This window comes from Pseudomonas sp. NBRC 111133 (assembly GCF_001320605.1).
In the GTDB taxonomy this organism is placed as follows: domain Bacteria; phylum Pseudomonadota; class Gammaproteobacteria; order Pseudomonadales; family Pseudomonadaceae; genus Aquipseudomonas; species Aquipseudomonas monteilii.
This window is the reverse complement of sequence record NZ_BCBJ01000023.1, coordinates 11,448-34,729: the sequence shown is the minus strand read 5'-3', so window position 1 is coordinate 34,729 and position 23,282 is coordinate 11,448. Positions and strand designations below refer to the sequence as shown.

28 protein-coding genes and 2 tRNA genes are annotated in these 23,282 nt (G+C 61.6%); 15 read left to right on the top strand and 15 right to left on the bottom strand.

The genetic code is table 11. The features are described from left to right. Positions 1–65 precede the first annotated feature (65 nt). Both sohB and APH36_RS04385 read left to right on the top strand, forming a co-directional pair. Complete coding sequence (sohB, locus tag APH36_RS04390; RefSeq protein ID WP_060497629.1) at positions 66–1,085, top strand: protease SohB; 1,020 nt, start codon at positions 66–68, stop codon at positions 1,083–1,085. Positions 1,086–1,239: 154 nt separating this feature from the next. After that, a tRNA-Cys gene (locus APH36_RS04385) sits at positions 1,240–1,313 on the top strand. A gap of 79 nt (positions 1,314–1,392) precedes the next feature. On the opposite strand, the gene APH36_RS30545 is transcribed toward APH36_RS04385, so the two are convergent. The 3 genes from APH36_RS30545 to adhP form a co-directional block, all read right to left on the bottom strand. Continuing rightward, positions 1,393–1,629: a hypothetical protein gene (locus APH36_RS30545; RefSeq protein ID WP_082426335.1), complete on the bottom strand. Its 237-nt coding sequence runs from the start codon at positions 1,627–1,629 to the stop codon at positions 1,393–1,395. Positions 1,630–1,892: 263 nt separating this feature from the next. Continuing rightward, on the bottom strand, positions 1,893–2,099 hold the full coding sequence (locus APH36_RS04380) for a DUF6434 domain-containing protein (RefSeq protein WP_060497628.1): 207 nt from the start codon (positions 2,097–2,099) through the stop codon (positions 1,893–1,895). 89 nt (positions 2,100–2,188) lie between these two features. After that, complete coding sequence (gene adhP / locus APH36_RS04375) at positions 2,189–3,199, bottom strand: alcohol dehydrogenase AdhP (RefSeq protein WP_060497627.1); 1,011 nt, start codon at positions 3,197–3,199, stop codon at positions 2,189–2,191. A gap of 382 nt (positions 3,200–3,581) precedes the next feature. Here adhP and APH36_RS04370 point away from each other — a divergent pair, with 382 nt between their 5' ends. Continuing rightward, a complete protein-coding gene (locus tag APH36_RS04370; RefSeq protein ID WP_016711430.1) occupies positions 3,582–3,779 on the top strand; it encodes a hypothetical protein in 198 nt (65 codons plus the stop codon). A gap of 1 nt (position 3,780) precedes the next feature. Here the strand turns inward: APH36_RS04370 and APH36_RS04365 are convergent, their stop codons facing one another. Together APH36_RS04365 and APH36_RS04360 are read right to left on the bottom strand one after the other, a co-directional pair. Further along, positions 3,781–4,194: a DoxX family protein gene (locus APH36_RS04365; protein ID WP_016711429.1), complete on the bottom strand. Its 414-nt coding sequence runs from the start codon at positions 4,192–4,194 to the stop codon at positions 3,781–3,783. Between the two features lie 104 nt (positions 4,195–4,298). Next, a tRNA-Leu gene (locus APH36_RS04360) sits at positions 4,299–4,383 on the bottom strand. 201 nt (positions 4,384–4,584) lie between these two features. Between APH36_RS04360 and APH36_RS04355 the strand changes: the two genes are divergently transcribed. From APH36_RS04355 to APH36_RS04340, 4 genes are all read left to right on the top strand, one after another. Continuing rightward, positions 4,585–4,860: a hypothetical protein gene (locus tag APH36_RS04355; RefSeq protein ID WP_060497626.1), complete on the top strand. Its 276-nt coding sequence runs from the start codon at positions 4,585–4,587 to the stop codon at positions 4,858–4,860. An 84-nt stretch (positions 4,861–4,944) separates the two neighbouring features. Then, positions 4,945–6,105 carry a nitrogen regulation protein NR(II) gene (locus APH36_RS04350; RefSeq protein ID WP_019096530.1) on the top strand — a complete coding sequence of 387 codons (1,161 nt, stop codon included), beginning with the start codon at positions 4,945–4,947 and terminating at the stop codon, positions 6,103–6,105. 5 nt (positions 6,106–6,110) lie between these two features. Continuing rightward, a complete protein-coding gene (locus tag APH36_RS04345) occupies positions 6,111–7,556 on the top strand; it encodes an ATPase domain-containing protein (protein WP_060497625.1) in 1,446 nt (481 codons plus the stop codon). 12 nt (positions 7,557–7,568) lie between these two features. Then, positions 7,569–7,922, top strand: a complete 354-nt coding sequence (locus APH36_RS04340) for a response regulator (RefSeq protein ID WP_060497624.1) — start codon at positions 7,569–7,571, stop codon at positions 7,920–7,922. A gap of 45 nt (positions 7,923–7,967) precedes the next feature. On the opposite strand, the gene csrA is transcribed toward APH36_RS04340, so the two are convergent. The 8 genes from csrA to APH36_RS04305 form a co-directional block, all read right to left on the bottom strand. Continuing rightward, on the bottom strand, positions 7,968–8,165 hold the full coding sequence (gene csrA / locus APH36_RS04335; protein WP_004375914.1) for a carbon storage regulator CsrA: 198 nt from the start codon (positions 8,163–8,165) through the stop codon (positions 7,968–7,970). 253 nt (positions 8,166–8,418) lie between these two features. Further along, the gene (locus tag APH36_RS04330; protein ID WP_060497623.1) at positions 8,419–9,441 is read right to left on the bottom strand and encodes a DNA topoisomerase IB; all 1,023 of its coding nucleotides are present in this window, start codon (positions 9,439–9,441) and stop codon (positions 8,419–8,421) included. Positions 9,442–9,498: 57 nt separating this feature from the next. Further along, the gene (modC, locus tag APH36_RS04325) at positions 9,499–10,590 is read right to left on the bottom strand and encodes a molybdenum ABC transporter ATP-binding protein (protein WP_060497622.1); all 1,092 of its coding nucleotides are present in this window, start codon (positions 10,588–10,590) and stop codon (positions 9,499–9,501) included. Between the two features lies 1 nt (position 10,591). After that, the gene (gene modB / locus APH36_RS04320; protein WP_060497621.1) at positions 10,592–11,272 is read right to left on the bottom strand and encodes a molybdate ABC transporter permease subunit; all 681 of its coding nucleotides are present in this window, start codon (positions 11,270–11,272) and stop codon (positions 10,592–10,594) included. Next, the gene (gene modA, locus APH36_RS04315) at positions 11,272–12,030 is read right to left on the bottom strand and encodes a molybdate ABC transporter substrate-binding protein (RefSeq protein ID WP_060497620.1); all 759 of its coding nucleotides are present in this window, start codon (positions 12,028–12,030) and stop codon (positions 11,272–11,274) included. Before modA ends, modB begins: the two co-directional genes overlap by 1 nt. Before the next feature lie 88 nt (positions 12,031–12,118). Then, on the bottom strand, positions 12,119–13,195 hold the full coding sequence (locus APH36_RS04310) for a nitronate monooxygenase family protein (RefSeq protein ID WP_060497619.1): 1,077 nt from the start codon (positions 13,193–13,195) through the stop codon (positions 12,119–12,121). A gap of 51 nt (positions 13,196–13,246) precedes the next feature. Beyond that, positions 13,247–13,417: a hypothetical protein gene (locus tag APH36_RS32015; RefSeq protein WP_177337078.1), complete on the bottom strand. Its 171-nt coding sequence runs from the start codon at positions 13,415–13,417 to the stop codon at positions 13,247–13,249. A gap of 7 nt (positions 13,418–13,424) precedes the next feature. Beyond that, entirely contained in the window at positions 13,425–13,727 is a 303-nt protein-coding gene (locus APH36_RS04305) for a DUF1883 domain-containing protein (RefSeq protein ID WP_003250918.1), read from the bottom strand. A 159-nt stretch (positions 13,728–13,886) separates the two neighbouring features. Here APH36_RS04305 and APH36_RS04300 point away from each other — a divergent pair, with 159 nt between their 5' ends. The 8 genes from APH36_RS04300 (at position 13,887) to APH36_RS04265 (ending at position 21,244) form a co-directional block, all read left to right on the top strand. Then, a complete protein-coding gene (locus APH36_RS04300; protein ID WP_060497618.1) occupies positions 13,887–14,246 on the top strand; it encodes a hypothetical protein in 360 nt (119 codons plus the stop codon). 77 nt (positions 14,247–14,323) lie between these two features. Beyond that, positions 14,324–14,974: a cytochrome c gene (locus APH36_RS04295; RefSeq protein ID WP_060497617.1), complete on the top strand. Its 651-nt coding sequence runs from the start codon at positions 14,324–14,326 to the stop codon at positions 14,972–14,974. After that, positions 14,971–15,885 (top strand): c-type cytochrome, encoded by a 915-nt coding sequence (locus APH36_RS04290; RefSeq protein WP_060497616.1) that lies wholly within the window; start codon positions 14,971–14,973, stop codon positions 15,883–15,885. Before APH36_RS04295 ends, APH36_RS04290 begins: the two co-directional genes overlap by 4 nt. Positions 15,886–16,136: 251 nt before the next feature. After that, complete coding sequence (galU, locus tag APH36_RS04285) at positions 16,137–16,976, top strand: UTP--glucose-1-phosphate uridylyltransferase GalU (RefSeq protein WP_016711416.1); 840 nt, start codon at positions 16,137–16,139, stop codon at positions 16,974–16,976. Between the two features lie 97 nt (positions 16,977–17,073). Beyond that, positions 17,074–18,429, top strand: coding sequence for a glutathione-disulfide reductase (gene gorA, locus APH36_RS04280; protein ID WP_060497615.1), 1,356 nt, complete (start codon positions 17,074–17,076; stop codon positions 18,427–18,429). 206 nt (positions 18,430–18,635) lie between these two features. Then, positions 18,636–19,199 (top strand): alkyl hydroperoxide reductase subunit C, encoded by a 564-nt coding sequence (gene ahpC, locus APH36_RS04275; RefSeq protein WP_003250537.1) that lies wholly within the window; start codon positions 18,636–18,638, stop codon positions 19,197–19,199. Between the two features lie 126 nt (positions 19,200–19,325). Next, on the top strand, positions 19,326–20,888 hold the full coding sequence (gene ahpF / locus APH36_RS04270; RefSeq protein ID WP_025753711.1) for an alkyl hydroperoxide reductase subunit F: 1,563 nt from the start codon (positions 19,326–19,328) through the stop codon (positions 20,886–20,888). Between the two features lie 167 nt (positions 20,889–21,055). After that, positions 21,056–21,244, top strand: a complete 189-nt coding sequence (locus APH36_RS04265; protein WP_043199601.1) for a hypothetical protein — start codon at positions 21,056–21,058, stop codon at positions 21,242–21,244. 4 nt (positions 21,245–21,248) lie between these two features. Here the strand turns inward: APH36_RS04265 and APH36_RS04260 are convergent, their stop codons facing one another. Together APH36_RS04260 and sstT are read right to left on the bottom strand one after the other, a co-directional pair. Continuing rightward, positions 21,249–21,896 carry a YceH family protein gene (locus APH36_RS04260; RefSeq protein ID WP_060497614.1) on the bottom strand — a complete coding sequence of 216 codons (648 nt, stop codon included), beginning with the start codon at positions 21,894–21,896 and terminating at the stop codon, positions 21,249–21,251. An 88-nt stretch (positions 21,897–21,984) separates the two neighbouring features. After that, entirely contained in the window at positions 21,985–23,196 is a 1,212-nt protein-coding gene (gene sstT / locus APH36_RS04255; RefSeq protein ID WP_060497613.1) for a serine/threonine transporter SstT, read from the bottom strand. Positions 23,197–23,282 lie beyond the last annotated feature (86 nt).

Here is a 23,282-nt window from a genome sequence, read left to right as displayed (position 1 = left end):
TCAGGCTCAACGGTATGCTTGCAACAGTTACGCGCCGCCGTGGCGCAGGTATTTAAGGAGTCAACGTGGAGTTTCTTGCCGAATACGCAAGCTTTCTCGCCAAAACCGCCACCCTGGTCATCGCCATCCTGGTGGTGCTGTCAGCCATCGCCGGGCTGCGCGGCAAGGGGCGGCGCAAAACGGGTGGGCAATTGCAGGTCACCCGCCTGAACGAGTTCTACAAGGACCTGCGCGAGCGCCTGGAGTCTGGCCTGCTGGACAAGGCCCAGCTCAAGGCCTTGCGCAAGCAGCAGGCCAAGGCGGAAAAACAGCAGAAGAAGGGCAAGGCCGAGGAAAAGGGCCGGGTCTTCGTGCTGGATTTCGATGGCGACATCAAGGCCTCGGCCACTGAAAGCCTGCGTAACGAAATCACCGCGCTACTGACCCTCGCCACCCCGCGTGACGAAGTGGTGCTGCGCCTGGAGAGTGGCGGTGGCCTGGTGCACAGCTACGGCCTGGCAGCGTCGCAGCTGGCGCGCATTCGTCAGGCTGGCATCCCGCTGACCGTGTGCATCGACAAGGTGGCCGCCAGCGGTGGTTACATGATGGCCTGCATCGGCGAGAAGATTGTCAGTGCGCCGTTTGCCGTGCTGGGTTCGATCGGCGTGGTGGCGCAGCTGCCCAACGTCAACCGCCTGTTGAAGAAGCATGACATCGACTTCGAAGTGCTGACGGCTGGCGAGTACAAACGTACCCTCACCGTGTTTGGCGAAAACACCGAGAAGGGCCGGGAAAAGTTCCAGGAAGACCTGGACATCACCCACCAGCTGTTCAAGGACTTCGTTGCACGCTACCGCCCACAGTTGCACATTGATGAAGTGGCCACCGGCGAAGTCTGGCTCGGGGTTGCGGCCCTCAACCGAAAGCTGGTGGACGAACTGCAGACCAGCGACGAATACCTCAGCGAGCGTGCGCGCACTGCCAACCTGTTCCACCTGCACTATGCCGAACGCAAGAGCCTGCAGGAACGCATCGGCATGGCGGCCAGCGGCACGGTGGAGAACACGGTGGTAGGTTTGTGGAGTAAACTCGGGCGTCTTCGCTAACACCTTGAACCCGTTGAAATTTTTTTTCGTTCAGGGGGTTGCAAGGTTAAAGGAATGAAGACATAATGGCGCCCATCGAAACGCAGCAAACTTTGAAAAAGGTTCAGCGTTTCAAGGAGATAGCAAAGCGCAAGCAGCTAGATCCGACCTTTGAGGCCGAGTAGCAAAGTGGTTATGCTCCGGATTGCAAATCCGTCTACGCCGGTTCGATTCCGACCTCGGCCTCCACCATTCGAAAGCCCCGCAGACTAACGTCTGCGGGGTTTTTATTTGCGCGCTGGAAAGTCTGATCATTTCCGCTTGGGCGCTAGCCTTCAGGCAAGGTTACGCCACAGACAAAATCACGCGACCCCAGGCGATGCGAGCCGAACTCCACGACGTAACCTTTCCCTCGGCGCTGTGCTTCCGCTTCGGCGGTCTTCTGGTCGGCATAGACGTCGACGAAATGCCAGGGATGCCTGTCTCTCAGAACGCCCCATCCCAGAACCCAGCCCGCTCTGGAAGGATCTGGCGGTAGATGCTTGGCCAAGCTTCGAATCGACATGCCCATCTCCTCGTGTGTACAGGCTCGATGCTGCATCTTGAGCACTTAGCTTGAACCGCACCACCCATACGTGGTCATCAGAAGGGAGGGCGGTAATCACGCCCCGGTTCCCTCACCACGAATTGAAATGTTCGCAAGCTAACGTTGAGCTCAAGCCCATTCCACCAGCGAGGTCGTCAGGAAATGGATTATTCCAGCATGGTTGAAGCGTTGGACAAGATGTTGGAGAAAGCGGCTGCAACACAGGTGCCCGCCAACGAAAGTCAGCGATGCATCCGTAACCATTCATCCGCGACGTCGCCCATGGTGGACGGCGTCCCGCTCTTGATCCACGCCATGAAGGCTCGGTCGAACGTGAATGCCTGGCCACACTCGCCGAGCAGAAACTGACGCACCTTCTGCGTGTTGCGGTAGTGCTTGTCCAGGGGCGTGGTGCGGGTAATCGGCCCGGCGTGCCAGTCGAAGCTCATGGTCTGTTCCTTGACTATGAAAGGGGCAAAAGCCCGTGAATGATCATCCCCGGGCTTTTGGTCGTTCGAAATGATCGGCCTTCAGGCTATCAACCTTCGAACTGGATCACCATGCGGCCTTTGATCTTGCCTTCCAGCATCTCGTCGAAGATCTGGTTAATGTCCTCGATTGGCCGCAGGGTTACCTTGGGCACTACTTTGCCTTCAGCGGCAAACTGGAAGGCCTCTTGCAGGTCTTGCCGTGTGCCGACGAGCGAGCCAACCACTTCGATTCCGTCCAGCACCAGGCGGGGGATATTCAGGTCCATGGACTCTGACGGAAGCCCGACGGCAACCAGGCGGCCGCCTGCGCGCAGCGCATCTACAGCCGAATTGAATGCACCTTTGGCAACGGCGGTAACCACAGCTGCATGGGCACTCCCGGTCTTGGCCTGGATGACCTTCGCGGCGTCTTCGGTGCGCGAGTTGATCACCAGGTCGGCGCCCATTTCGCTGGCGAAGCGCAGTTGCTCTTCGTTTACGTCAATGGCGATCACTTTGGCGTTGAACACGTTCTTGGCGTATTGCAGCGCCAGGTTGCCCAGGCCGCCGAGGCCGTAGATGGCGATCCATTGGCCGGGGCGGATGTTGGAGATTTTTACCGCCTTGTAGGTGGTCACGCCGGCGCAGGTAACGCTGCTGGCGGCGGCGGAGTCGAGGCCGTCAGGTACCTTGACCGAATAATCGGCTTTGACGATGCAGGCTTCTGCCATGCCGCCGTCCACGGTGTACCCGGAGTTCTTCACTTCGCGGCACAGGGTTTCGTTGCCGCTGGTGCAATAGTCGCAATGCCCGCACCCCTGATAAAACCATGCCACGCTGGCACGGTCGCCTGGCTTGAGCGAGGTAACGCCCGGCCCGACTTCCTGGACCACGCCGATGCCTTCGTGGCCCAACACGACGCCGGTCTTGTCGCCGAAGTCGCCGTTTTTTACATGCAGGTCGGTGTGGCACACACCGCAGCATTGCATCTTCAGCAGCGCTTCACCGTGTTCGAGGGGGCGCAGGGTTTTCTCAACCACATCCACGCGACGGCCTGGCGCAACAACAGCAGCTTTCATAAGAGCCTCCGTGTCTATCCGAGTGAGCTTGGGTTATCGCCGGGTTAGCATAGCCCTTGCGTGGCCGTGCAAAACTGCTTCAGGTCATGGAGTGGGTGAGCGCCACAAAAGAAAAGCCCGCGGCAATGATGCGGCGGGCTGCAAGAACGTACGGAGCAGTGTCAGTGTGCCCATCCGTTTGTCAGTATTTCGTGAAGCGCAGGTCATGAGGCTGTCATCTGCGCAACACCATAAAAAAGCCCGCCATGAGCGGCGGGCAAAAGACGTTTGAAGGGAGAGCCTGCAGGTTGCGCCCGGTTGGTTAACCCAGGATTAAGTGGCAACGCATTGACCTCGGAACCTGATCAGCCTATACAGGCCTGCCATCACGCCAGGAGCCAGCATGCACGACGAAGACGACCTGCACGAACCCGAACACGATCACCTGCTCGACCATGAGTTTCTCTACGACGACGTGGAGCACGAGGCAGATGCCCAGGGCGCCGAGGATGAAGTGGAAGAAGACGAGGAAACGCTGGATGACCTCGATGACGAGGAGCGGGATCACCCAGCCTGGTTCGACGATTGCGAAGACGACTGACCTAGCGGCCGTCCACCGAGAAACGCCCTGGGCCGCTTACGGCCAGCAATAGCAGGCCGCCCATGATGGCGAGGTTTTTCAGGAACTGGGTCATGTTGGCGCTGCGCTCGGGGTCGACCATGTTCCAGAACGGGTGGCCCAGCAGCGCCGTGCCCAGCACGAACAGTGCGAACAGGAACGCCAGCGGCCGGGTATAGAAGCCCAGGATCAGCAGGATACCGACCACGAACTCCATGAGCACGGCAATCGCAGCCGCCAGCATGGGGGCAGGGGCACCCAGCGAGGTCATGTAGCCGACCGTGCCGTCAAAACCGGTCAGCTTGGCCCAGCCCGACAAGACGAACAGGATCATCAGCAGCACGCGGGCTATCAGGATAATGATGTCGCGTTGGCCATCAAACAGTGAGTAGCGCATGGCGGCGTTCCAGTGGACGAGTACAAGCTCCACTCTAGCAGCTGCGCGAGACATTGCCGGCAGGCAGCAAAAAGGCGCCGCAAGGGCGCCTTTTCAACGAAGTTTGGTGCGAGTGGCGGGACTCGAACCCGCAAGGCTCACGCCGACAGATTTTAAGTCTGCTGTGTATACCAATTCCACCACACTCGCATGCTTGACGGGGTCGTAACGACCGGCTCGCTTCTAAGCAGAAGGGCTTCGCAATCAAGCGCGCTTTATAACCCATTGTTATAGTTGAGTCAACTGCAGCACCTATGATCAACAGAATGAAGGGGCGAGCGAACGGATAATTGACACTTTGCTGTCATTGCGCCACTGTGGCCCTTTTATTGGATCCAAGAGTATGCGGCGATGACTCAGTCCGACGCTTGCGAGCGTGTCGTGCGCCCGCGGCTGTTCTGGCGGCTGCTGTTTGCGCAGGTGATCGTGTTGGGGGCTTTTCTCTACCTCAGCCTGGTCAGCCTGGGTGTTTACCTGCTGATGTTGGGGTTCGATGCCGATCATCCTCAACCGCAGCGGCTGATGGCCCTGGCAGGTGGCGGTGTTATCATGCTGGTTGGCCTGTGGCTGCTGAAAGTCGCCATGCCGCGACGCATCAGCCCGATACTGGTCGAGCCTGAACGGTGACCCACGGTAGCTGCACGGCTGTTTGTCACCGGGCGTCTTCGGCTAAGCTCATTTTGTTCCTCCCGCTGTGCCAGTGGAGCTTGCATGGTTTCAGCTGACTGCCCCGACCACCCCGTCATGCCTGCCCACCGCTACGAGCAGCTGGTTCAGTCGGTGGTGGACTACGCCATCTACATGCTTGACCCAGCCGGCCATGTGGTGTCGTGGAATGCCGGTGCGCAACGGATCAAGGGTTACCGCGCCGATGAAGTGATCGGCAAGCATTTCTCGCTGTTCTTCACGCCGCAGGACTGTGCCGACGGCCGCCCGGAGCGCTTGTTGCGCCAGGCGCTGGAGCAGGGTGTAGCGCAGGATGAAGGGTGGCGCGTGCGCAAGGATGGTACACAGTTCTGGGCCTTGGCGGCGCTGGACGTGATCCGCGACGACCAGGGCCAGATCATCGGCCTGGCCAAAGTTACCCGGGACATCACGGACCGCCGCGAGTCGGCGATGCAACTGGACGCGGTGCGCGCCCAGCTGTTCCAGGCACAGAAACTGGAGGCCCTCGGCCAACTGACTGGCGGGCTGGCGCATGACTTCAACAACATGCTGACCATCATCATCAGTTCGGCGCGCCTGGCGATAGCCACCCAGGACCCGGCGCGTGCCCAGCGCATGCTGCAGCATATTCTGGATGCCGGGCAGCGAGGCACTGAACTGACCCAGCAACTGCTCAGCTTTGCCCGCCACCGCAAACTCGATGTGGCGTGTGTAGCGCCGGCAGACCTTGTAGCTGCCACGCGTGGGCTCCTGGAACATGCCCTGCCCAGTTCGATTGACCTGCAGGTGCAGTTGCAGGCGGACTTGCCGCTGATCGAAGTGGATGCCGGGCAATTGCAGATGGTGCTGCTGAACCTGTTGTTCAACGCCCGCGATGCCATCGCAGGGGAGGGCCGGATAGGCTTGTCGGCCGAAGTAGTCGAACTGGCGGGCGACGTGGAAGGGTTGCAAGGCCGTTTCGTGCGTTTTGTGGTGGCAGACAGCGGCGAAGGCATTGCGCCTGAGGTATTGCCACGCATCTTCGAGCCGTTCTTCACGACCAAACCTTTCGGCAAGGGCACTGGCTTGGGCCTTAGCCAGGTATATGGCTTTGCCAGGCAGAGCGGCGGCGCCATTTTTGTCGACAGTGAGCCCGGCCACGGAACTTCCATGCAACTTTACTTGCCAACGTATCAGGACAAGACCCACAGCAATCTCGACAGGTGAGCATCATGGCACAGGCACTCAGGCGGCTGGTGACGGGTATCGAAGGGCTCGATGCCTTGCTCAAGGGTGGCTTGGTAGCCGGTGCCTCCTACATCATTCAGGGCCCACCGGGTGCGGGCAAGACCATTCTCGCCAACCAGCTGGCCTGCGGCCATGTACGCGGCGGTGGCCGGGTGCTGGTGGCCACCTTGCTGAGCGAGTCGCATGAGCGGCTGTTCCAGTACCTGGGCACGCTGGACTTCTTCGACCCTTCGCTGGTCGGCGACCAGATCCAGTTTGTCAGTGCCTTCGACACCCTTGAGCAGGAAGGGCTGGATGCCGTTGTGCGGCTGTTGCGCCAGGAAATCGCCCGGCAGCAGGCCAGCTTGCTGATCGTCGACGGTGTACTCAATGCCCGGGTGCGCGCGGAAACTGCGCTGGACACCAAGAAGTTCGTCTCCGAGCTACAGGGTCATGCGGCCTTCGCCGGCTGCACGGTGCTGCTGCTCACCAGCGCACGGCTGGACGAGGGCAGCCCGGAACACACCATGGTCGATGGCGTGATCGAGTTGGGTGAGCAACTGGTGGGCAGCCGCGCCGTGCGCCATATCCAGCTGCGCAAGACGCGCGGCAGTGGGGCGTTGTCGGGGCGCCATGAGTGCCTTATCGATGAAAGCGGCATGCACGTCTACCCGCGCCTTGAGGCGTTGTTCAGCCACCCCAGCCAGCTGGGCAGCGCCATCCCTGCACGCATCAGCAGCGGTGTGCCAAGCCTGGATGAAATGCTCGACGGGGGCCTGTCCACGGGGTCGGTCAGCTTGCTGATCGGGCCTTCGGGTATTGGCAAGACATCCTTGGGGCTGGCCTTTCTGGGGGCCAGCACTGCGCAAGCGCCGGGGCTGCATTTCGGCTTCTACGAAACCCCCGAACGCCTGCGTAGCAAGGCTGCATCGCTGGGTTACGACTTTGCAGCGATGGAACGCGCCGGCAGCCTGCAGCTGTGCTGGCAACCGACCACCGAAGGTTTGTTGGACCAGGTAGGGGCGCGCCTGCTCGAACGTGTCGAGGCGCAGGGCTGCAAGCGCGTGCTGATTGATAGCCTCGGGGCGTTCAGCCGACTGGCTGTTGACCCGGCGCGTCTCAATGCATTTTTCCGCGCCTTGACCGGTGAACTGCGCGCGCGTGATGTGAGCGTGATGCTGACCTGGGAAATGCGCGATATCTTCGGCTCGGAAATCAGCGCCCCGGCCCCGGACCTGTCGAGCATCGTCGACAACCTGATGCTGATGCGCTTCGTCGAGCTAGATTCGCAGCTGCGGCGCATGCTGTCGATCCTCAAGGTGCGTGACAGTCACCATGACCCTGCTTTGCACGAACTGCTGATGGGGCCGCAAGGCATTAGCCTGCGCAAGGCGTTCGAAGGCGCCTGTGGCGTGCTCTCGGGAACGCCGGTGCCGCAAGGGGGCGGGTGACGGAGCAGGCCCATGAACACCATCCTGATCGTCGATGACGAGTACCTGATTGCCGATATCCTCGGTTTTGCCCTGGAGGACGAAGGCTACCTGGTGGAAAAGGCGAGCAATGGCTGCAAGGCGCTGGAAGCGCTGAAGGAGAAGCGTGTTCAGCTGGTCATCACCGATTACATGATGCCGCTGCTAAACGGTGAAGAGCTGGTGCGCTCGATGCGTGAAGACCCGGCCTTGAGCGAGTTACCGGTCATCCTCATGAGCGGCGCAAAGGCCAACCAGGGATGCCCGGAACTGTTCGCCGCCGTGTTCGACAAACCGTTCGACATGGACTGTATGGTCGCCAAGGTGCACGAACTGCTCGGCACCTGAGGCGTGGGGCGATCAAGCGCGTCCGTGCGGCTTGAGGCAGGTCGCTCAGTGCGAGTCGTCGTGCTTTTCCGGGGCCGGGCTGCCGGCCTGGATGCGCTTGAAGATTTCTTCGCGATGAACCTGAACATCTTTCGGTGCATCGATCCCGATCCTCACCTGCATCCCTTTGACGCCCAGAATGGTGACTTTGATGTCATCGTTGATGACGATGCTTTCGCCAACCTTGCGGGTGAGTATCAGCATGTAGATCTCCTTGGTGATGTAAAAGACCGCCAGGCTAATTGCCTTGGCGGCGGGAGCGGGTCCCTCTTCCTTCTCATTAAAGACGCTTTCGGCGGATAGTAATTCCCCGACAGACAAATTCTGTTGCGAGTCTTCAGTTGCAGGTGCCGAAGCAAACCGTCAGCGTTTTGCCGGTCAAGGTGCTCGATGGCAAGAATAGGGCGCTTGGCGGCCAATGGGAAATTTCTTCGCATCATGGGGTGAATAGACAGGCTTAATGGTCATCCTGTTCCTCAAGTGCCTGCAGAAATATCAGCAATGCCACTTCTTCGGGGTCCAGCCCTTTGCGCACTCGGCTTTTCGGCAAGTTGGCCAGGCGCCCCAAGGCATAGTGCTCAAGTACCGCAGGGTGTATATAACAACGCCTGCACACTGCGGGCGTATTGCCAAGGCGTTTGGCGACCTGGCGGACTACTGCGGCGACTTGGCGTTTGGCCTCGGCGTCCGGCTCCCAGGCCAAGGGCTTCAGCAGGTCCAGGGCCAGGCTGCTGCCGGCCCAGGTGCGGTAGTCCTTGGCGGTGAAGTCCGCGCCGGTCAGCTGCTGCAGAAACTGGTTGACCTCGCTGGAGCCGACGCTGTGGCGCTGGCCGTCCTCATCCAGGTATTGAAACAGTGCCTGTCCGGGCAGCTCCATGCAGCGTTTGAGCAGGCTGGCAAGCCGCCGATCGTTGAGGGTGACGTTGTGCTCCACGCCGCGCTTGCCGCGGAACTGGAAGCGGATGGTGCTGCCTTTGATCTGCACATGACGGTTGCGCAGGGTGGTCAGACCATACGACTGGTTGTCGCGCAGGTAGCGTTGATTACCAATGCGGATCAGGGTGTGGTCGAGCAAGCTCACTACCAGCGCCATCACTTTTTCCCGGTCCAGGCCTGGCCGTGCCAGGTGGCTCTCCAGTTGTGCGCGCAGTGCAGGCAGGGCCTGGGCAAAGGCCAGCATACGCCCATACTTGTGCTGGTCGCGCAGCTCGCGCCACTGCGTGTGGTAGCGGTACTGCTTGCGGCCACGCGCGTCGCGGCCGGTTGCTTGCAGGTGGCCCTGTGGGTCGGTGCATATCCACACATCCGTGTAGGCCGGCGGAATCACCAGTGACGCGATGCGGGCGAGGGTTTCGCTGTCGCGCACCCGTTGGCCATCGGTATCCAGGTAGATGAAACGGTCGCGCCAGCGACGCCGGGTCAGGCCCGGCTGGCTGTCGTCAACGTAGTGCAGGGTGCGTGGCAGGGGGCAGTCGAGCATGGGCGGCAGGCCTCAATCAAGTCACTGATCAATGGACAACGCCCGTGTAAAGGATGCTCAGCGCAATAGGGCCACCGACTTGATCTGGGCAAACAGCGCCTGACCCGTGTGCAGGCCGAGCTGGTCTGCCGAGAAGCGGGTGATGCGGGCGAGCAAGGCATTGCCGCCGGCATCCAGGCTCACCAGCACATGGGCCGGGTTATCGGCCGGGCGGCTTTCGCGCACACGCACCGGCAGGCGGTTGAGAATGCTCGATGTGCTGTCAGCCGTCAGCGCCAGGCTGACGTCCCGGGCTTGCACCTTTACTCGCAAGGTACTGCCCATCACATGTGCCGGATGGGCGATGCGCAACAGTGGCGCGCCGCTGCCGGGCAGACGCAGGTCGAGCAGGTCGTAGTGCGGGTCATGCCCCACCACCATGCCGTCGAAGACGACGCCGGCATCCTCGCCCTGGGCCAATGACAGGTCCAGGCGTGCCAGGGTTTCGCCGATCGGGCCGCTGGCCACCGCCTTGCCTTGCTCCAGCAGTACCAGGTGGTCGGCCAAGCGTGCCACTTCATCCTGGGCGTGGCTGACATACACCAATGGAATGTCCAGTTCGTCGTGCAGGCGCTCAAGGTAAGGCAGGATCTCGCGCTTGCGCGGCCCGTCCAGGGCCGCCAGGGGCTCGTCCATCAACAGCAGGCGCGGGCTGCTGAGCAGGGCGCGGGCAATGCCCACCCGCTGCGCTTCGCCACCCGACAAGGTAGCGGGACGGCGTTCCAGCAGGTGGCCGATACCCAGTAGCTGGCAGGCCTGGTCGAGGCTGACCTTGCGTTCGGCAGCGGCCACCCGGCGCCAGCCGAACTCAAGGTTGCCGCGCACTGACAGGTGCGGGAACAGGCTGGCCTCCTGGAACACATAGCCAACCGGGCGCAGGTGCGGTGCCTGGAAGTAGCGGCGGGTACTGTCTTCCCAGACTTCGCCGTTAACCTCGATGTAGGCGCTGGCGGCCCGTTCCAGCCCGGCCAGGCAGCGCAGGCAGCTGGTCTTGCCAGAGCCCGAGTGGCCGAACAGCGCGCTGATGCCGCGCCCCGGAAGGTGCAGGTCGACGTCCAGGGTAAAGTCGTCGCGCGCCAGGTTCAGGCGCGCCACAATCGATGCGGTCATATCAGCTCCAGCCAGCTTTGCCACGGCGCCCGGCGTACAACAGGAGCAGCACCAGGAAAGAGAACACCAGCATGGCACCGGCCAGCCAGTGGGCTTGTGAATACTCCATGGCCTCGACGTGATCGAAGATCTGCACCGAAACCACGCGGGTCTTGTCGGGGATGTTGCCGCCAATCATCAGCACCACGCCAAACTCGCCCACGGTGTGGGCAAAGCCAAGAATGCTGGCGGTGACGAAGCCAGGCCGGGCCAGTGGCAGCACCACATGCACGAAGGTGTCCCACGGGCTGGCGCGCAGGGTGGCAGCGACTTCCAGTGGACGCTGGCCGATCGCACCAAAGGCATTTTGCAACGGCTGCACCACGAACGGCATGGAATACACCGTCGAACCGATCACCAGGCCCGTGAAGCTGAACACCACGCTGCCCAGGCCAAGCGCCTGGGTGGCCTGACCGAGCCAGCCGTGCGGGCCGAGGGCGATCAGCAGGTAAAAGCCGATCACCGTCGGTGGCAGCACCAGCGGCAGTGCCACCACCGCACCCACCGGCCCGCGCAGCCATGAGCGCGTGCGCGCCAGCCACCAGGCGATGGGTGTGCCGATAATCAGCAGGATCAGGGTGGTCAGGCTGGCCAGTTTAACGGTCAGCCAGATTGCCCCCAGGTCACTGGCATCCAGTGGCATCAGATTTCATAGCCGTAGGACTTGATTACCGCTGCGGCTTTTGGGCCTTTAAGGTATTCCACCAGCGCCTTGGCGGCGGCGTTGTCCTTGCCTTTGTTGAGGATTACGGCGTCCTGGCGGATCGGGTCGTGCAGGTTGGCTGGCACGATCCAGGCCGAGCCACTGGTCACCTTGCCGTCCTTGTAGATCTGCGACAGGGCGACGAAGCCCAGCTCGGCATTGCCGGTGGAGACGAACTGGAAGGCCTGGGTGATGTTCTGGCCTTCGACGATCTTGCCTTTGGTGGCTTCGGTGAGCTTCAGCTTGTCCAGCACCTGGGTGGCGGCCAGGCCGTAGGGTGCCGCTTTCGGGTTGGCGATCGACAAGTGCTGGTAGGTGTTTTTCTTCAGTACTTCACCCTTGGCATCTACGTAGCCTTCTTTGGCCGACCACAGGGCGAGGGTGCCGATGGCGTAGGTAAAGCGCGAACCGGGGACGATTTCTTTTTCGTCTTCAAGCTTTTTCGGGGTGGTGTCGTCAGCGGCAAGGAACACTTCGAACGGTGCGCCGTTCTTGATCTGGGCATAGAACTGCCCGGTGGCGCCGTAGGCCGCGACCAGCTTGTGGCCGGTGTCTTTCTCGAAGGCTTTGGCAATGGCCTGGATAGGGGCTGTGAAGTTGGCTGCGACCGCGACCTGAACCTCATCGGCCCAGGCCGTGTTGAAGGCGAACAGGCTGGCCAGGGCGGTGAAGGCCAGGTGGGACGGGCGGATACGCATGAAAACAGCTCCTTGGGGTTATCGTTATGTCCTGAACTATATAGCGATAGGCCATTTGCCGGGAAGAGGGCCAGCCTGCTGAAGAAGCCTAACGATAAACCACGGCCAGTGCCTGTTCGGCAATCGCCCGGGTCAAATCCCCGGCCGGCATGTGCCGGCCCAGCCGCAGCGCCTGCCCCGACCACAAGTTGCTGAAATCACTGTTGCCCTGCGGCTCGGCAATCGCCCGCAGTGGCATCAATGCTCCACCCGCCAGCGGGAAGCGCGGTGCAAGCGCGCTCATCGGCCCCAGCTCACGCATGATGCGGTTGTTGATGCCACGCGCCGGGCGCCCGGTAAACAGGTTGGTCAACGCGGTGTCGCTGGCAGAGGCACTGTCCAGGGCTTTGCGATGAGCCGGCGAAACCTTGGCCTCGGGGCAGAACAGATAAGCGGTTCCGATCTGAACAGCCGACGCGCCCAACGCCAGTGCAGCCACCAGGCCGCGGTGGTCACCGATACCGCCAGCGGCGATGACCGGCACACTGACCGCATCCACTACCTGCGGCACCAGGGCGAAGGTGCCGATCTGGCGGGTGATGTCATCGCTAAGGAACATGCCGCGGTGGCCGCCGGCTTCATACCCCATGGCGATGATCGCGTCACAGCCGTGGCGCTCCAGCCAAACCGCTTCTTCCACCGTGGTGGCGCTGGACAGTACCTTGGCACCGCTGGCCTTCACCCGTTGCAGCAGTTCAGCCTGCGGCAGGCCAAAGTGAAAGCTGACCACTTCCGGGCGCAGTTGCTCGACCAGTTGGCAGCTTTGCTCATCGAACGGCGCACGGTTGGACACCGGCGTGGGCGCCGAAAAGTCGGCCCCCGTTTCACTGTAATAACGGGCCAGGGCCTGCTTCCAGCGTACATCGCGCGCGCTGTCGGGCGCGGGTGGCTGGTGGCAGAAGAAGTTCAGGTTCAGCGGGCGGCCCGGGCAACCGGCGCGCAATGCGGCGATTTCCGCACGTATCTGTTCGCCGGTAAGCATGGCGCAGGGCAGGGCGCCCAGCCCGCCTGCCAGGCCCACGGCGATGGCCATGGGCGAGCCTGTCGCACCGGCCATGGGGGCCTGGAGAATGGGCAGCTCGATGCCCAGCAGATCGAGGATTCGGCGGTCGGGCCAATGGCTCATGCGGTTCTCCATGTGCGGGGCGGGCGGCGCTACAGGGGCTTGAAGCGGGTTTTACAAGGCCTTGCTGACCTGGATGTCGCTGATCTTCTCGGCGTCTTCGCCGTGGATCTTGCGCAGGGCTTCCAGGGCTTGCTCCCGAGAGGCATCCTGCATGAGTGCGAAGTCCCAGCGGCGCTGGCCGTCGAGCTTGTATTTGATGACGTACTTGATGGTCTGGGTCATGGGGGCCTTATCTGAGTTTCGACGACGAACGGCGGATGATCTTGATCTTGTGGGTCAGGGTCGGCTTGCGGGTGACCGAGATCGGGCGGGTGGTGACGGTATCGATGGTGATGTTCCAGAAGCCCGTGCTGGGTACGGTGATTTTCGCCGGGAACTTCTCGAAATGGCCGCCGTGGTAAGTGTGACGGCCGCCATTCTTGAAGCTGCGGAAGTTGGCGTCGTTCATCAGGCGGATATTGCAGCGCTGGGAGCACTCGATGACGACGATGTCGTCCTCGTTCAGGTGCTCGCGCTGGTGTACGAATTTCATGTGATGCTCCGCAAGGTTTGGATCTGCAAACGCAAACGATACCACGATGTGCCGTTACACTGCCGCGCTGTTCACCCGGCGCAGATAATTCTGCCAAAGCAGGGAGCAAAACCGCCCGGCTGTGGTCAAACCGAACTCTTGAAGGCAGAGGTGTTGCAAATGAAGTGGATGGTGGCCGCGTTAGCGGTGACGCTCGGTGGCTGCGTGAGCGTTACGGAGCTGGAGCAATCACGCGAAACGCTGGATGTGATTTCTGGCAAGAGCCCGCGTGAATATGCCGACTGCGTCAAGCAGAAGCTGGCCGATACCCGCGACCCGCTGACTGAAGAGCAGCGCGGTGACGGCCTGCGGCTGATCGTGCCGCAAAAACTCACGTCGGGTGCCGGGCCGGCGGCGCTTGTGGATATCGACAAGCGTGGCAGCGGTAGCAGCATCAAGCTGCACGAGCGGCTGAACAACTTCCCCCTGCGCCTGGGCGATGTGCGTACCGCAGCCACCCAGTGCATCTCCGGAAATTGATCTGAGGCAACGGACCTTCCGCTCTTTGCTTATATGTTTTAAGCCTAAACATATAACAAAAGAGAAGGAGTTTCGTGATGACACCGTTGAGACGCGTCGTGATCGGCAGCCTGCTGATCCTGGCCTGGCCGACGGCGCATGCCGCCGATGGCCAGAAAATCTTCACCCAGGGTGGGGCCAACCCCGCCGCCATGGCCTGCCTCGGCTGCCATGGCCCGGACGGCAAGGGTATTGCTGCTGCCGGCTTTCCTCGTTTGGCCGGGCTACCGGCCGGTTACCTCAGCAAGCAACTGCATGACTGGCGCAACGGCAGCCGCAAGCAGCCGGTGATGGAGCCGTTGGCCAAGGCCCTGAGCGAAGATGAAATCAAGGCGGTCAGCCTGTACCTGGCCAGCCTGCCGGCAGACCCCGTTGGCGACCTGCGCCGCCAGCAGATGGCCGATGACCCTACCACTCGCATGGCCCTGTACGGCGACTGGAGTCGGCAGATTCCCGGCTGCGTGCAATGCCATGGCCCCGGTGGCGGCGGGGTCGGCGAACACTTCCCGCCCTTGGCCGGCCAGCCCGCCAGCTACCTGGTGGCGCAGCTCAATGCCTGGCGCGACGGTAGCCGCAGCAATGACCCCAACCAGCTGATGGTGGGCGTGGCCAAGGCCATGACCGATGACGAGATCAAGGCCGTTGCCGAGTTCTTCGCCCACCCCGTCAGCCAGGAGGTCAAGCCATGAAACCGATGATTCCAGCCTTGTTGCTGCTGGCCATGGGCAGCGCCCAAGCCGCGCCGATCGCCATGGAAGACCAGTCGCAGCTGAAGGTGCCCGATGTGCAGGTGGCGCCGCAGTTCATGCCGCCCGCCGAAAGCGAGTTGCCTGACAATGCCTTTGGCAAGACAGTGCGTGAAGGCCATGCCTTGTTCGTCGACACCCGTCGCCTGATGCCAGAGGCCGTGGGCAACGGCATGAACTGCAGCAACTGCCACCTTGATCAGGGGCGGCTAGCCCATTCGGCACCGTTGTGGGGCGCTTACCCGATGTACCCCGCGTACCGCAAGAAGAATGACAAGGTGAACACCTACGCCGAGCGCATCCAAGGGTGTTTCCAGTTCAGCATGAACGGCAAGCCGCCTGCTGCCGACAGCCCGCAGATGACGGCGCTGGCCGTGTACTCGTACTGGCTTTCGACCAAGGCACCTACCGGCGTGGAGATTGCCGGGCGTGGCTACCCTGAGGTGCCGCCACCCAAGGGCGGCTACGACTTCAAGCGTGGCCAGCAGGTGTACCGCGAGCAATGCGCGATTTGCCACGGTGACAGCGGCGAAGGGCAGAAGGTGGCGGGCGAATACGTGATGCCACCGCTGTGGGGCAAGGATTCCTACAACTGGGGCGCCGGCATGCACCGTATCAACACGGCGGCGTCGTTCATCAAGTACAACATGCCGCTGGGCAAACCGGGCAGCCTCAGTGACCAGCAGGCTTGGGACGTGGCGGCGTGGATCAACCGCCATGAGCGGCCTCAGGACCCACGTCTGGTGGAAGGCTCCATCGAGAAGACGCGGGTGAAGTTTCATGCCAATGATGGCGTGAACCTATACGGGCAGAAGGTTGACGGGGTGCTGGTCGGCCAGGGCACGGGCAGTTGATGGGGGCCTGTGCCGGCCTCTTCGCGGCGGTTCGATGCCTCGCTAAACCCGCGAAAAGGCCGGTACGGGCAACATCATTTTGCTGTCATCCATCCGTCATGTATGACCGTAATATTTACGATGCCCCGGAACTATCTACACTGGGATATCTCTATGATGGCATCGGTCGATACCAGGGGGCATTGTAAGGTGACTGCCGCCTGATTAGACTGCGCCGAATTCCACAGGCCTAGCCTTTTGTAAGGACGTTTATGATCAAGAAATGCTTGTTCCCGGCAGCCGGCTACGGTACTCGCTTCCTGCCCGCTACCAAAGCCATGCCCAAGGAAATGCTGCCGGTGGTCAACAAGCCACTGATCCAGTATGGCGTTGAAGAAGCATTGGATGCTGGTCTGAACGAGATCTCCATCGTGACCGGTCGCGGCAAGCGCGCGCTGGAAGATCACTTCGACATCAGCTACGAGCTGGAAAACCAGATCAAGGGCACCGACAAGGAAAAATACCTGGTCGGCATCCGTCGCCTGCTCGACGAGTGCTCGTTCTCCTACACCCGCCAGACCGAAATGAAGGGCCTGGGCCACGCCATCCTGACCGGTCGCCCGCTGATCGGCGACGAGCCGTTCGCCGTGGTGCTGGCGGATGACCTGTGCGTCAACCTCGAAGGTGAAGGCGTGTTGGCGCAAATGGTTGCGCTGTACAAGAAGTATCGCTGCTCGATCGTCGCCATCCAGGAAGTCGATCCGCAGGAAACCAACAAGTACGGCGTCATCGCCGGTGAAGAGATCAAGGACGGCATCTTCCGTGTCGACGCCATGGTCGAGAAGCCGAAGCCTGAAGATGCCCCATCGAACCTGGCAATCATCGGCCGTTACATCCTGACCCCGGACATCTTCGAGAAGATCGAACAGACCGAACCTGGCAAAGGCGGCGAGATCCAGATCACCGATGCCCTGATGAAGCAAGCGGCCGAAGGCAACGTGATCGCCTACAAGTTCAAGGGCAAGCGTTTCGACTGCGGTGGTGCCGAGGGCTACATCGAGGCGACCAACTTCTGCTTCGAGAACTTCTACAAGGCTGGCAAGGCTTACTGATAAGCCCTGCTGGTACAAGAGCCACCCTTCGGGGTGGCTTTTTTGTTTGCGGCGGCCAACGGCGTTATGCTGGGCGCCTGCCTAGGAGACTGAATACATGGCCTACGATTTTGATCTGTTTGTGATTGGCGCCGGTTCTGGCGGTGTGCGCGCGGCGCGCTTTGCCGCCGGCTTTGGCGCAAAGGTGGCTGTGGCCGAAAGCCGCTACCTGGGCGGTACCTGCGTCAACGTTGGCTGTGTACCGAAAAAGTTGCTGGTGTACGGCGCGCATGTCGCTGACGAGCTCGAGCAGGCCGCAGGGTTTGGCTGGACCTTGGAAGAGGGGCATTTCGACTGGGGTACCCTGATTGCCAACAAGAATCGCGAGATCGAGCGCCTCAACGGCATCTACCGCAACCTGTTGGTCAATAGCGGTGTGACCCTGCTGCAGGGCCATGCGCGGCTGACCGGCGCCAATGAAGTGGAGGTCGAAGGCCAGCGCTATACGGCCGAGCATATCCTGATCGCCACCGGTGGCTGGCCACAGGTGCCGGAGATCCCGGGCAAGGAGCTGGCCATCACCTCCAACGAAGCCTTCTACCTCAAGGACCTGCCACGACGGGTGTTGGTTGTGGGGGGCGGTTACATCGCCGTCGAGTTCGCCGGTATCTTCCAGGGCCTGGGGGCCGATACCACGCTGCTCTATCGAGGCGACCTGTTCCTGCGCGGCTTCGATGGCTCGGTGCGCACGCACTTGAAGGAAGAGCTGGAAAAGCGCGGCCTGAACCTGCAGTTCAACGCCGACATCCAACGCATCGACAAGCTGGAAGATGGCAGCCTCAAGGCCACGTTGAAAGACGGCCGCGAATTGGTGGCAGATTGTGTGTTCTACGCCACAGGCCGGCGCCCGATGCTGGACAACCTGGGCCTGGAGAACACGGGCGTAGAGCTGGATCCACGCGGTTACATTCGCGTCGATGACCAGTACCAGACTACCGCCCCGTCGATTCTGGCCATTGGCGATGTCATCGGCCGTGTTCAGCTGACCCCCGTGGCCTTGGCCGAGGGCATGGCGGTGGCACGTCGCTTGTTCAAGCCAGAGCAATACCGCCCGGTGGATTACCAGAACATTCCGACTGCGGTGTTCAGCCAGCCGCCTATTGGTACTGTCGGCCTGACCGAGGAGCAGGCGCTGGAGGCCGGGCATAAGGTGCAGGTGTTCGAAAGCCGCTTCCGCGCCATGAAGCTGACACTCACCGACATCCAGGAAAAGACCCTGATGAAGCTGGTGGTCGATGCCGACACCGACAAGGTGCTGGGTTGCCACATGGTGGGCCCTGACGCTGGCGAGATCATCCAGGGCCTGGGCATTGCCCTGAAGGCCGGTGCGACCAAGCAACAGTTCGACGAGACCATCGGCGTCCACCCGACGGCGGCTGAAGAGTTCGTGACCATGCGCACCGTGACCCGCTGATGCTAACGGCCTCGTTGCTGGCTTGCCGGCAATGAGGCCCAAACGCACCCCGCAATCCTTTGCTCAGCCGATTCCCTTCTATTAATAAACCCCGGTTATAGCCAAAACCAATCGCAAGCATGAGCTTTGCCAATGAGCCATCTGCGGGATGATTAGTTAGGATTCTATCCATCAACTGATTCCAACCCCATGAAGGAGCGTCTCTCATGCCAATCATCAACAGCCAGGTCAAACCGTTCAACGCCACTGCCTACCACAAAGGCGAGTTCGTTCAGGTCAGCGAAGCCGACCTGAAAGGCAAGTGGTCTGTCGTGTTCTTCTACCCGGCCGACTTCACCTTCGTATGCCCGACCGAGCTGGGTGACCTTGCTGACAACTATGCCGAGTTCCAGAAGCTGGGCGTGGAAATCTACGGTGTGTCCACCGACACCCACTTCACCCACAAAGCCTGGCACGACACCTCGGACACCATCGGCAAGATCGAATACCCGCTGATCGGTGACCCGACCCACGTCATCTCGCGCAACTTCGACGTGCTGATCGAAGAAGCCGGCCTGGCCGATCGCGGTACCTTCGTGATCAACCCGGAAGGCCAGATCAAGATCGTCGAACTGAACGACGGTGGTGTAGGCCGCGATGCTGCCGAACTGCTGCGTAAAGTGAAGGCTGCCCAGTACGTTGCCGCTCACCCAGGCGAAGTGTGCCCGGCCAAGTGGAAAGAAGGCGAAGCCACCCTGGCGCCATCGCTGGACCTGGTCGGCAAGATCTAAGGCTATGTGCATGTCGTGGGCGGTAGCCAGCCGCCAAAGCTGAAGTAGTCACCGCCCCGTAAAAGCGCCCGGGCGACCTCGCCTGGGCGTTTTTGTATCCGAGTTTTGAAAAAAGGAATCGCCCGTATGTTGGACGCCACGCTTAAATCGCAACTGAAAACCTACCTGGAGCGGGTCACCCAGCCGATCGAGATCGTTGCCTCCCTCGACGACGGCGCGAAGTCCCGCGAATTGCATGACCTGCTGGTGGAAATTGCCAGCCTGTCAACCTTGATTACCCTGCGCGCGGATGGTGATGACGCCCGTCGTCCATCGTTCTCGCTCAATCGCCCCAATGGCGAGATCAGCCTGCGCTTTGCAGGTATCCCCATGGGTCACGAATTCACCTCGCTGGTGCTGGCGCTGCTGCAAGTCGGCGGCCACCCGTCCAAGGCCAGTGCCGAAGTGATCGAGCAGATCCAGGCGCTGGAAGGCGAGTTCACCTTCGAAACCTACTTCTCGCTGTCGTGCCAGAACTGCCCGGATGTGGTTCAGGCGCTTAACCTGATGGCGGTGTTGAACCCTAATGTGCGCCATGTGGCCATCGACGGTGCGTTGTTCCAGGCAGAAGTGGAAGCGCGCAAGATCATGGCGGTGCCGAGCATCTACCTGAACGGTGAAGTGTTTGGCCAGGGCCGTATGGGCCTGGAAGAAATCCTAGGCAAGATCGACACCAACGCCGGTGCTCGCCAGGCCGAGAAGATCAACGCCAAGGACGCCTTTGATGTGCTGGTGGTCGGCGGTGGCCCAGCCGGCGCGGCAGCAGCCATCTACGCGGCACGTAAAGGCATCCGCACCGGCGTCGCCGCCGAGCGTTTCGGCGGCCAGGTGCTCGATACCCTGGCCATCGAGAACTTCATCTCGGTGCAGGAAACCGAAGGGCCGAAGTTGGCCACGGCGCTGGAAGAGCACGTCAAGCAGTACGACGTGGACATCATGAACCTGCAGCGCGGCGAAGCACTGATCCCGGCCACCGATGGCGGCCTGCATGAAGTACGCCTGGCCGGCGGCGCATCGCTCAAGGCCAAGACCGTGATCCTGGCCACCGGCGCCCGCTGGCGCGAAATGAATGTGCCGGGCGAGCAGGAATACCGCGCCCGTGGTGTCGCCTACTGCCCGCATTGTGACGGCCCGCTGTTCAAGGGCAAGCGTGTAGCGGTGATCGGTGGTGGCAACTCGGGCGTGGAAGCGGCCATCGACCTGGCCGGTATCGTCGCCCAGGTGACGCTGATCGAGTTCGACAGCCAGCTGCGGGCCGATGCGGTGTTACAGCGCAAACTGCACAGCTTGCCGAACGTGAAAGTGATCACCAGCGCACTGACCACCGAAGTGCTGGGCAATGGTGAGAAAGTGACCGGCCTGCGCTACAAGGACCGTACCACCGATGAACAGCATGAAGTGGCGCTGGAAGGTATCTTCGTGCAGATCGGCCTGCTGCCGAACACCGACTGGCTGAAAGGCACCGTCGAGCTGTCGCCGCGTGGTGAGATCATCGTCGATGCCAAGGGCCAGACCAGCATCCCGGGTGTGTTTGCGGCGGGTGACGTGACCACCGTGCCGTACAAGCAGATCGTGATTGCGGTGGGCGAGGGGGCCAAGGCCTCGCTGGCAGCCTTCGACCACCTGATCCGGACTTCGGCGCCGGCGTAAGCCCGTACCGGCCTCTTCGCGGGCAAGCCCGCTCCCACAAGTACTGCACACACCTTGATGTTGTGGCAGTCACTGTGGGAGCGGGCTTGCCCGCGAAAGGGCTGGTATTGGCAAAGTTGTACTTGAAGGTGTCTATGCTTACTGCAGATCCCTCAGGAACAACTCTCATGACCCTGATCAGCCGCGAACCCTGGTGGTTAGTCCCTCCAAAGCCCGGGCAGAAAGAACAGGACCTGCACTGGGGTTACCTGGAAATCTACGCCGACGGCCGCACCGTGTTCGTCGACCAGCGCCCCAGTGACAGGGAGCTGGCCGAACGCAAGAGCTGCCGCAACTTCCCCGACCGCGAGCCGTGACGGCTCAGCCTTCCAGCTCGGCCAGGCGCGCCTCCAGCGCCGCAATGCGGGCTTCCAGGGCTTCGATCCGTTCTTCCGACACACTGGCGCCACTGCTGCGCACGCCACCTTCCTGCTGGCGTGCAGCGAGGATCGCCTCGATTTCCGCAGGGTCACCCAATGCATGGGTGTAGCGGTCTTCACGCTGGCCGGCCTGGCGCGGCAGGTGCAAGGCCAGATCCCGCGATATCAGGCGTTCCAGCTGGTGCTGGATCTGTTCGGTGTCGTCGAAGTCGTGCAGGCGGTTACTGCGGGTCAGCAGTTCGTTGAGGGTTTGCGGGCCGCGCAGGAACATCAAGCCCATCAGCACCAGTTGGGCCGGTACCAGCTCCAGGGCCTTGTCTACCCGCTGTTCCCAGCGATCGGCACGGCTGCCCATCTGCAGGCGGGTCATGTCTTGCCCTTCGAGGGCACGCAGGGCCTGGCCGACCTGGCCTTGTGTAAGGTTCATCACCGGCTCGCGGCTGGTCTTCTGGTTGCAGGCCAGGACCAGGGCATTGAGGGTCAGTGGGTAGCTTTCCGGGCTGGTGGCCTGCTTTTCGATCAGTGAGCCGAGAACGCGGATCTCGATGCTGTTGAAGCGGCCTTCACCTGCGGTTTCGTGTTCTGACATGGCCCTGTCTCATTGCTGGGGAAAGGCCACTAGGGTAGGTAATGCCACGGTGTATAGCAATTGGGGCCGCGATGCGGCCCCGACAATCTCAAGCGCTGCGCCGCTCTTCTGCCTGGCACGCCGCTGCAGTGAACAGCACATCGGTCGAAGAATTCAGCGCCGTTTCGGCCGAATCCTGCAGCACACCGATAATGAAGCCCACCGCTACCACTTGCATGGCAATTTCACTGGGGATACCAAACAGGCTGCACGCCAGTGGAATCAACAACAGCGAACCACCTGCCACACCCGATGCGCCGCAGGCACATACCGCAGCCACCACGCTGAGCAGCACGGCAGTTGGCAGGTCCACCTGGATACCCAGGGTGTGTACCGCTGCCAGGGTCAGCACGGTGATGGTAATGGCGGCACCGGCCATGTTGATGGTGGCACCCAGCGGGATCGAGACCGAATAGGTATCTTCATGCAGGCCAAGGCGCTCCGACAGGGCCAGGTTGACCGGGATGTTGGCCGCCGAGCTACGGGTGAAGAACGCGGTAATGCCGCTTTCGCGCAGGCACAGCAGGGTGAGTGGGTAGGGGTTGCGGCGGATTTTCCAGAACACGATCAGTGGGTTCATGATCAGCGCCACGAACAGCATGCAGCTGATCAGGACTGCAAGAAGGTGCAGGTAGCCGAGCAGAGCGTCCAGGCCAGACTGCGCCAGGGTGGCGCTGACCAGGCCAAAGATGCCCAGCGGGGCGAAACGGATGACCACGCGCACGATCAGGGTCACGCCATTGGACAAGTCTTCCACGACCGTGCGGGTGGCCGGGCTGGCATGGCGCAGCGCAACGCCCAGGCCGATGGCCCAGCTCAGGATGCCGATGAAATTACCGCTGAGCAGCGCGTTGACCGGGTTGTCCACTGCGCTGAGCACCAGGTTCTGCAGAACCTCGCTGATGCCTCCCGGAGCCGCCAGTGTGGCATCACCCGCGCTCAGCGCCAGCGTGGAAGGGAACAGCATGCTGGCAACGACCGCCACAGCCGCCGCGGCAAAAGTGCCTAGCAGGTACAGCCACAGAATTGGCCGAATGTGGGTTTCCTGACCGTGGCGGTGATTCGCGATCGAGGCCATGACCAGGATGAACACCAGGACCGGCGCAACCGCTTTCAGCGCGCTGACGAACAGTTTGCCGAGAAAGGCGAGGTCCAGGGCCATGGCGGGCGCCAGCAGGGCCAGTGCAATACCGGCAAGCAGGCCAATGACGATCTGCGTCACCAGGCTGGTTCGGTTGAGTAGGCGAAGTACAGGGGACATGTGCAGCACAATCTCATTATTGTGAAAGGGCGCGACTTTAGCACAGAGCGCGGCGGCGCAGCCTCGGCTGTGTCGTCGCAGGGGCC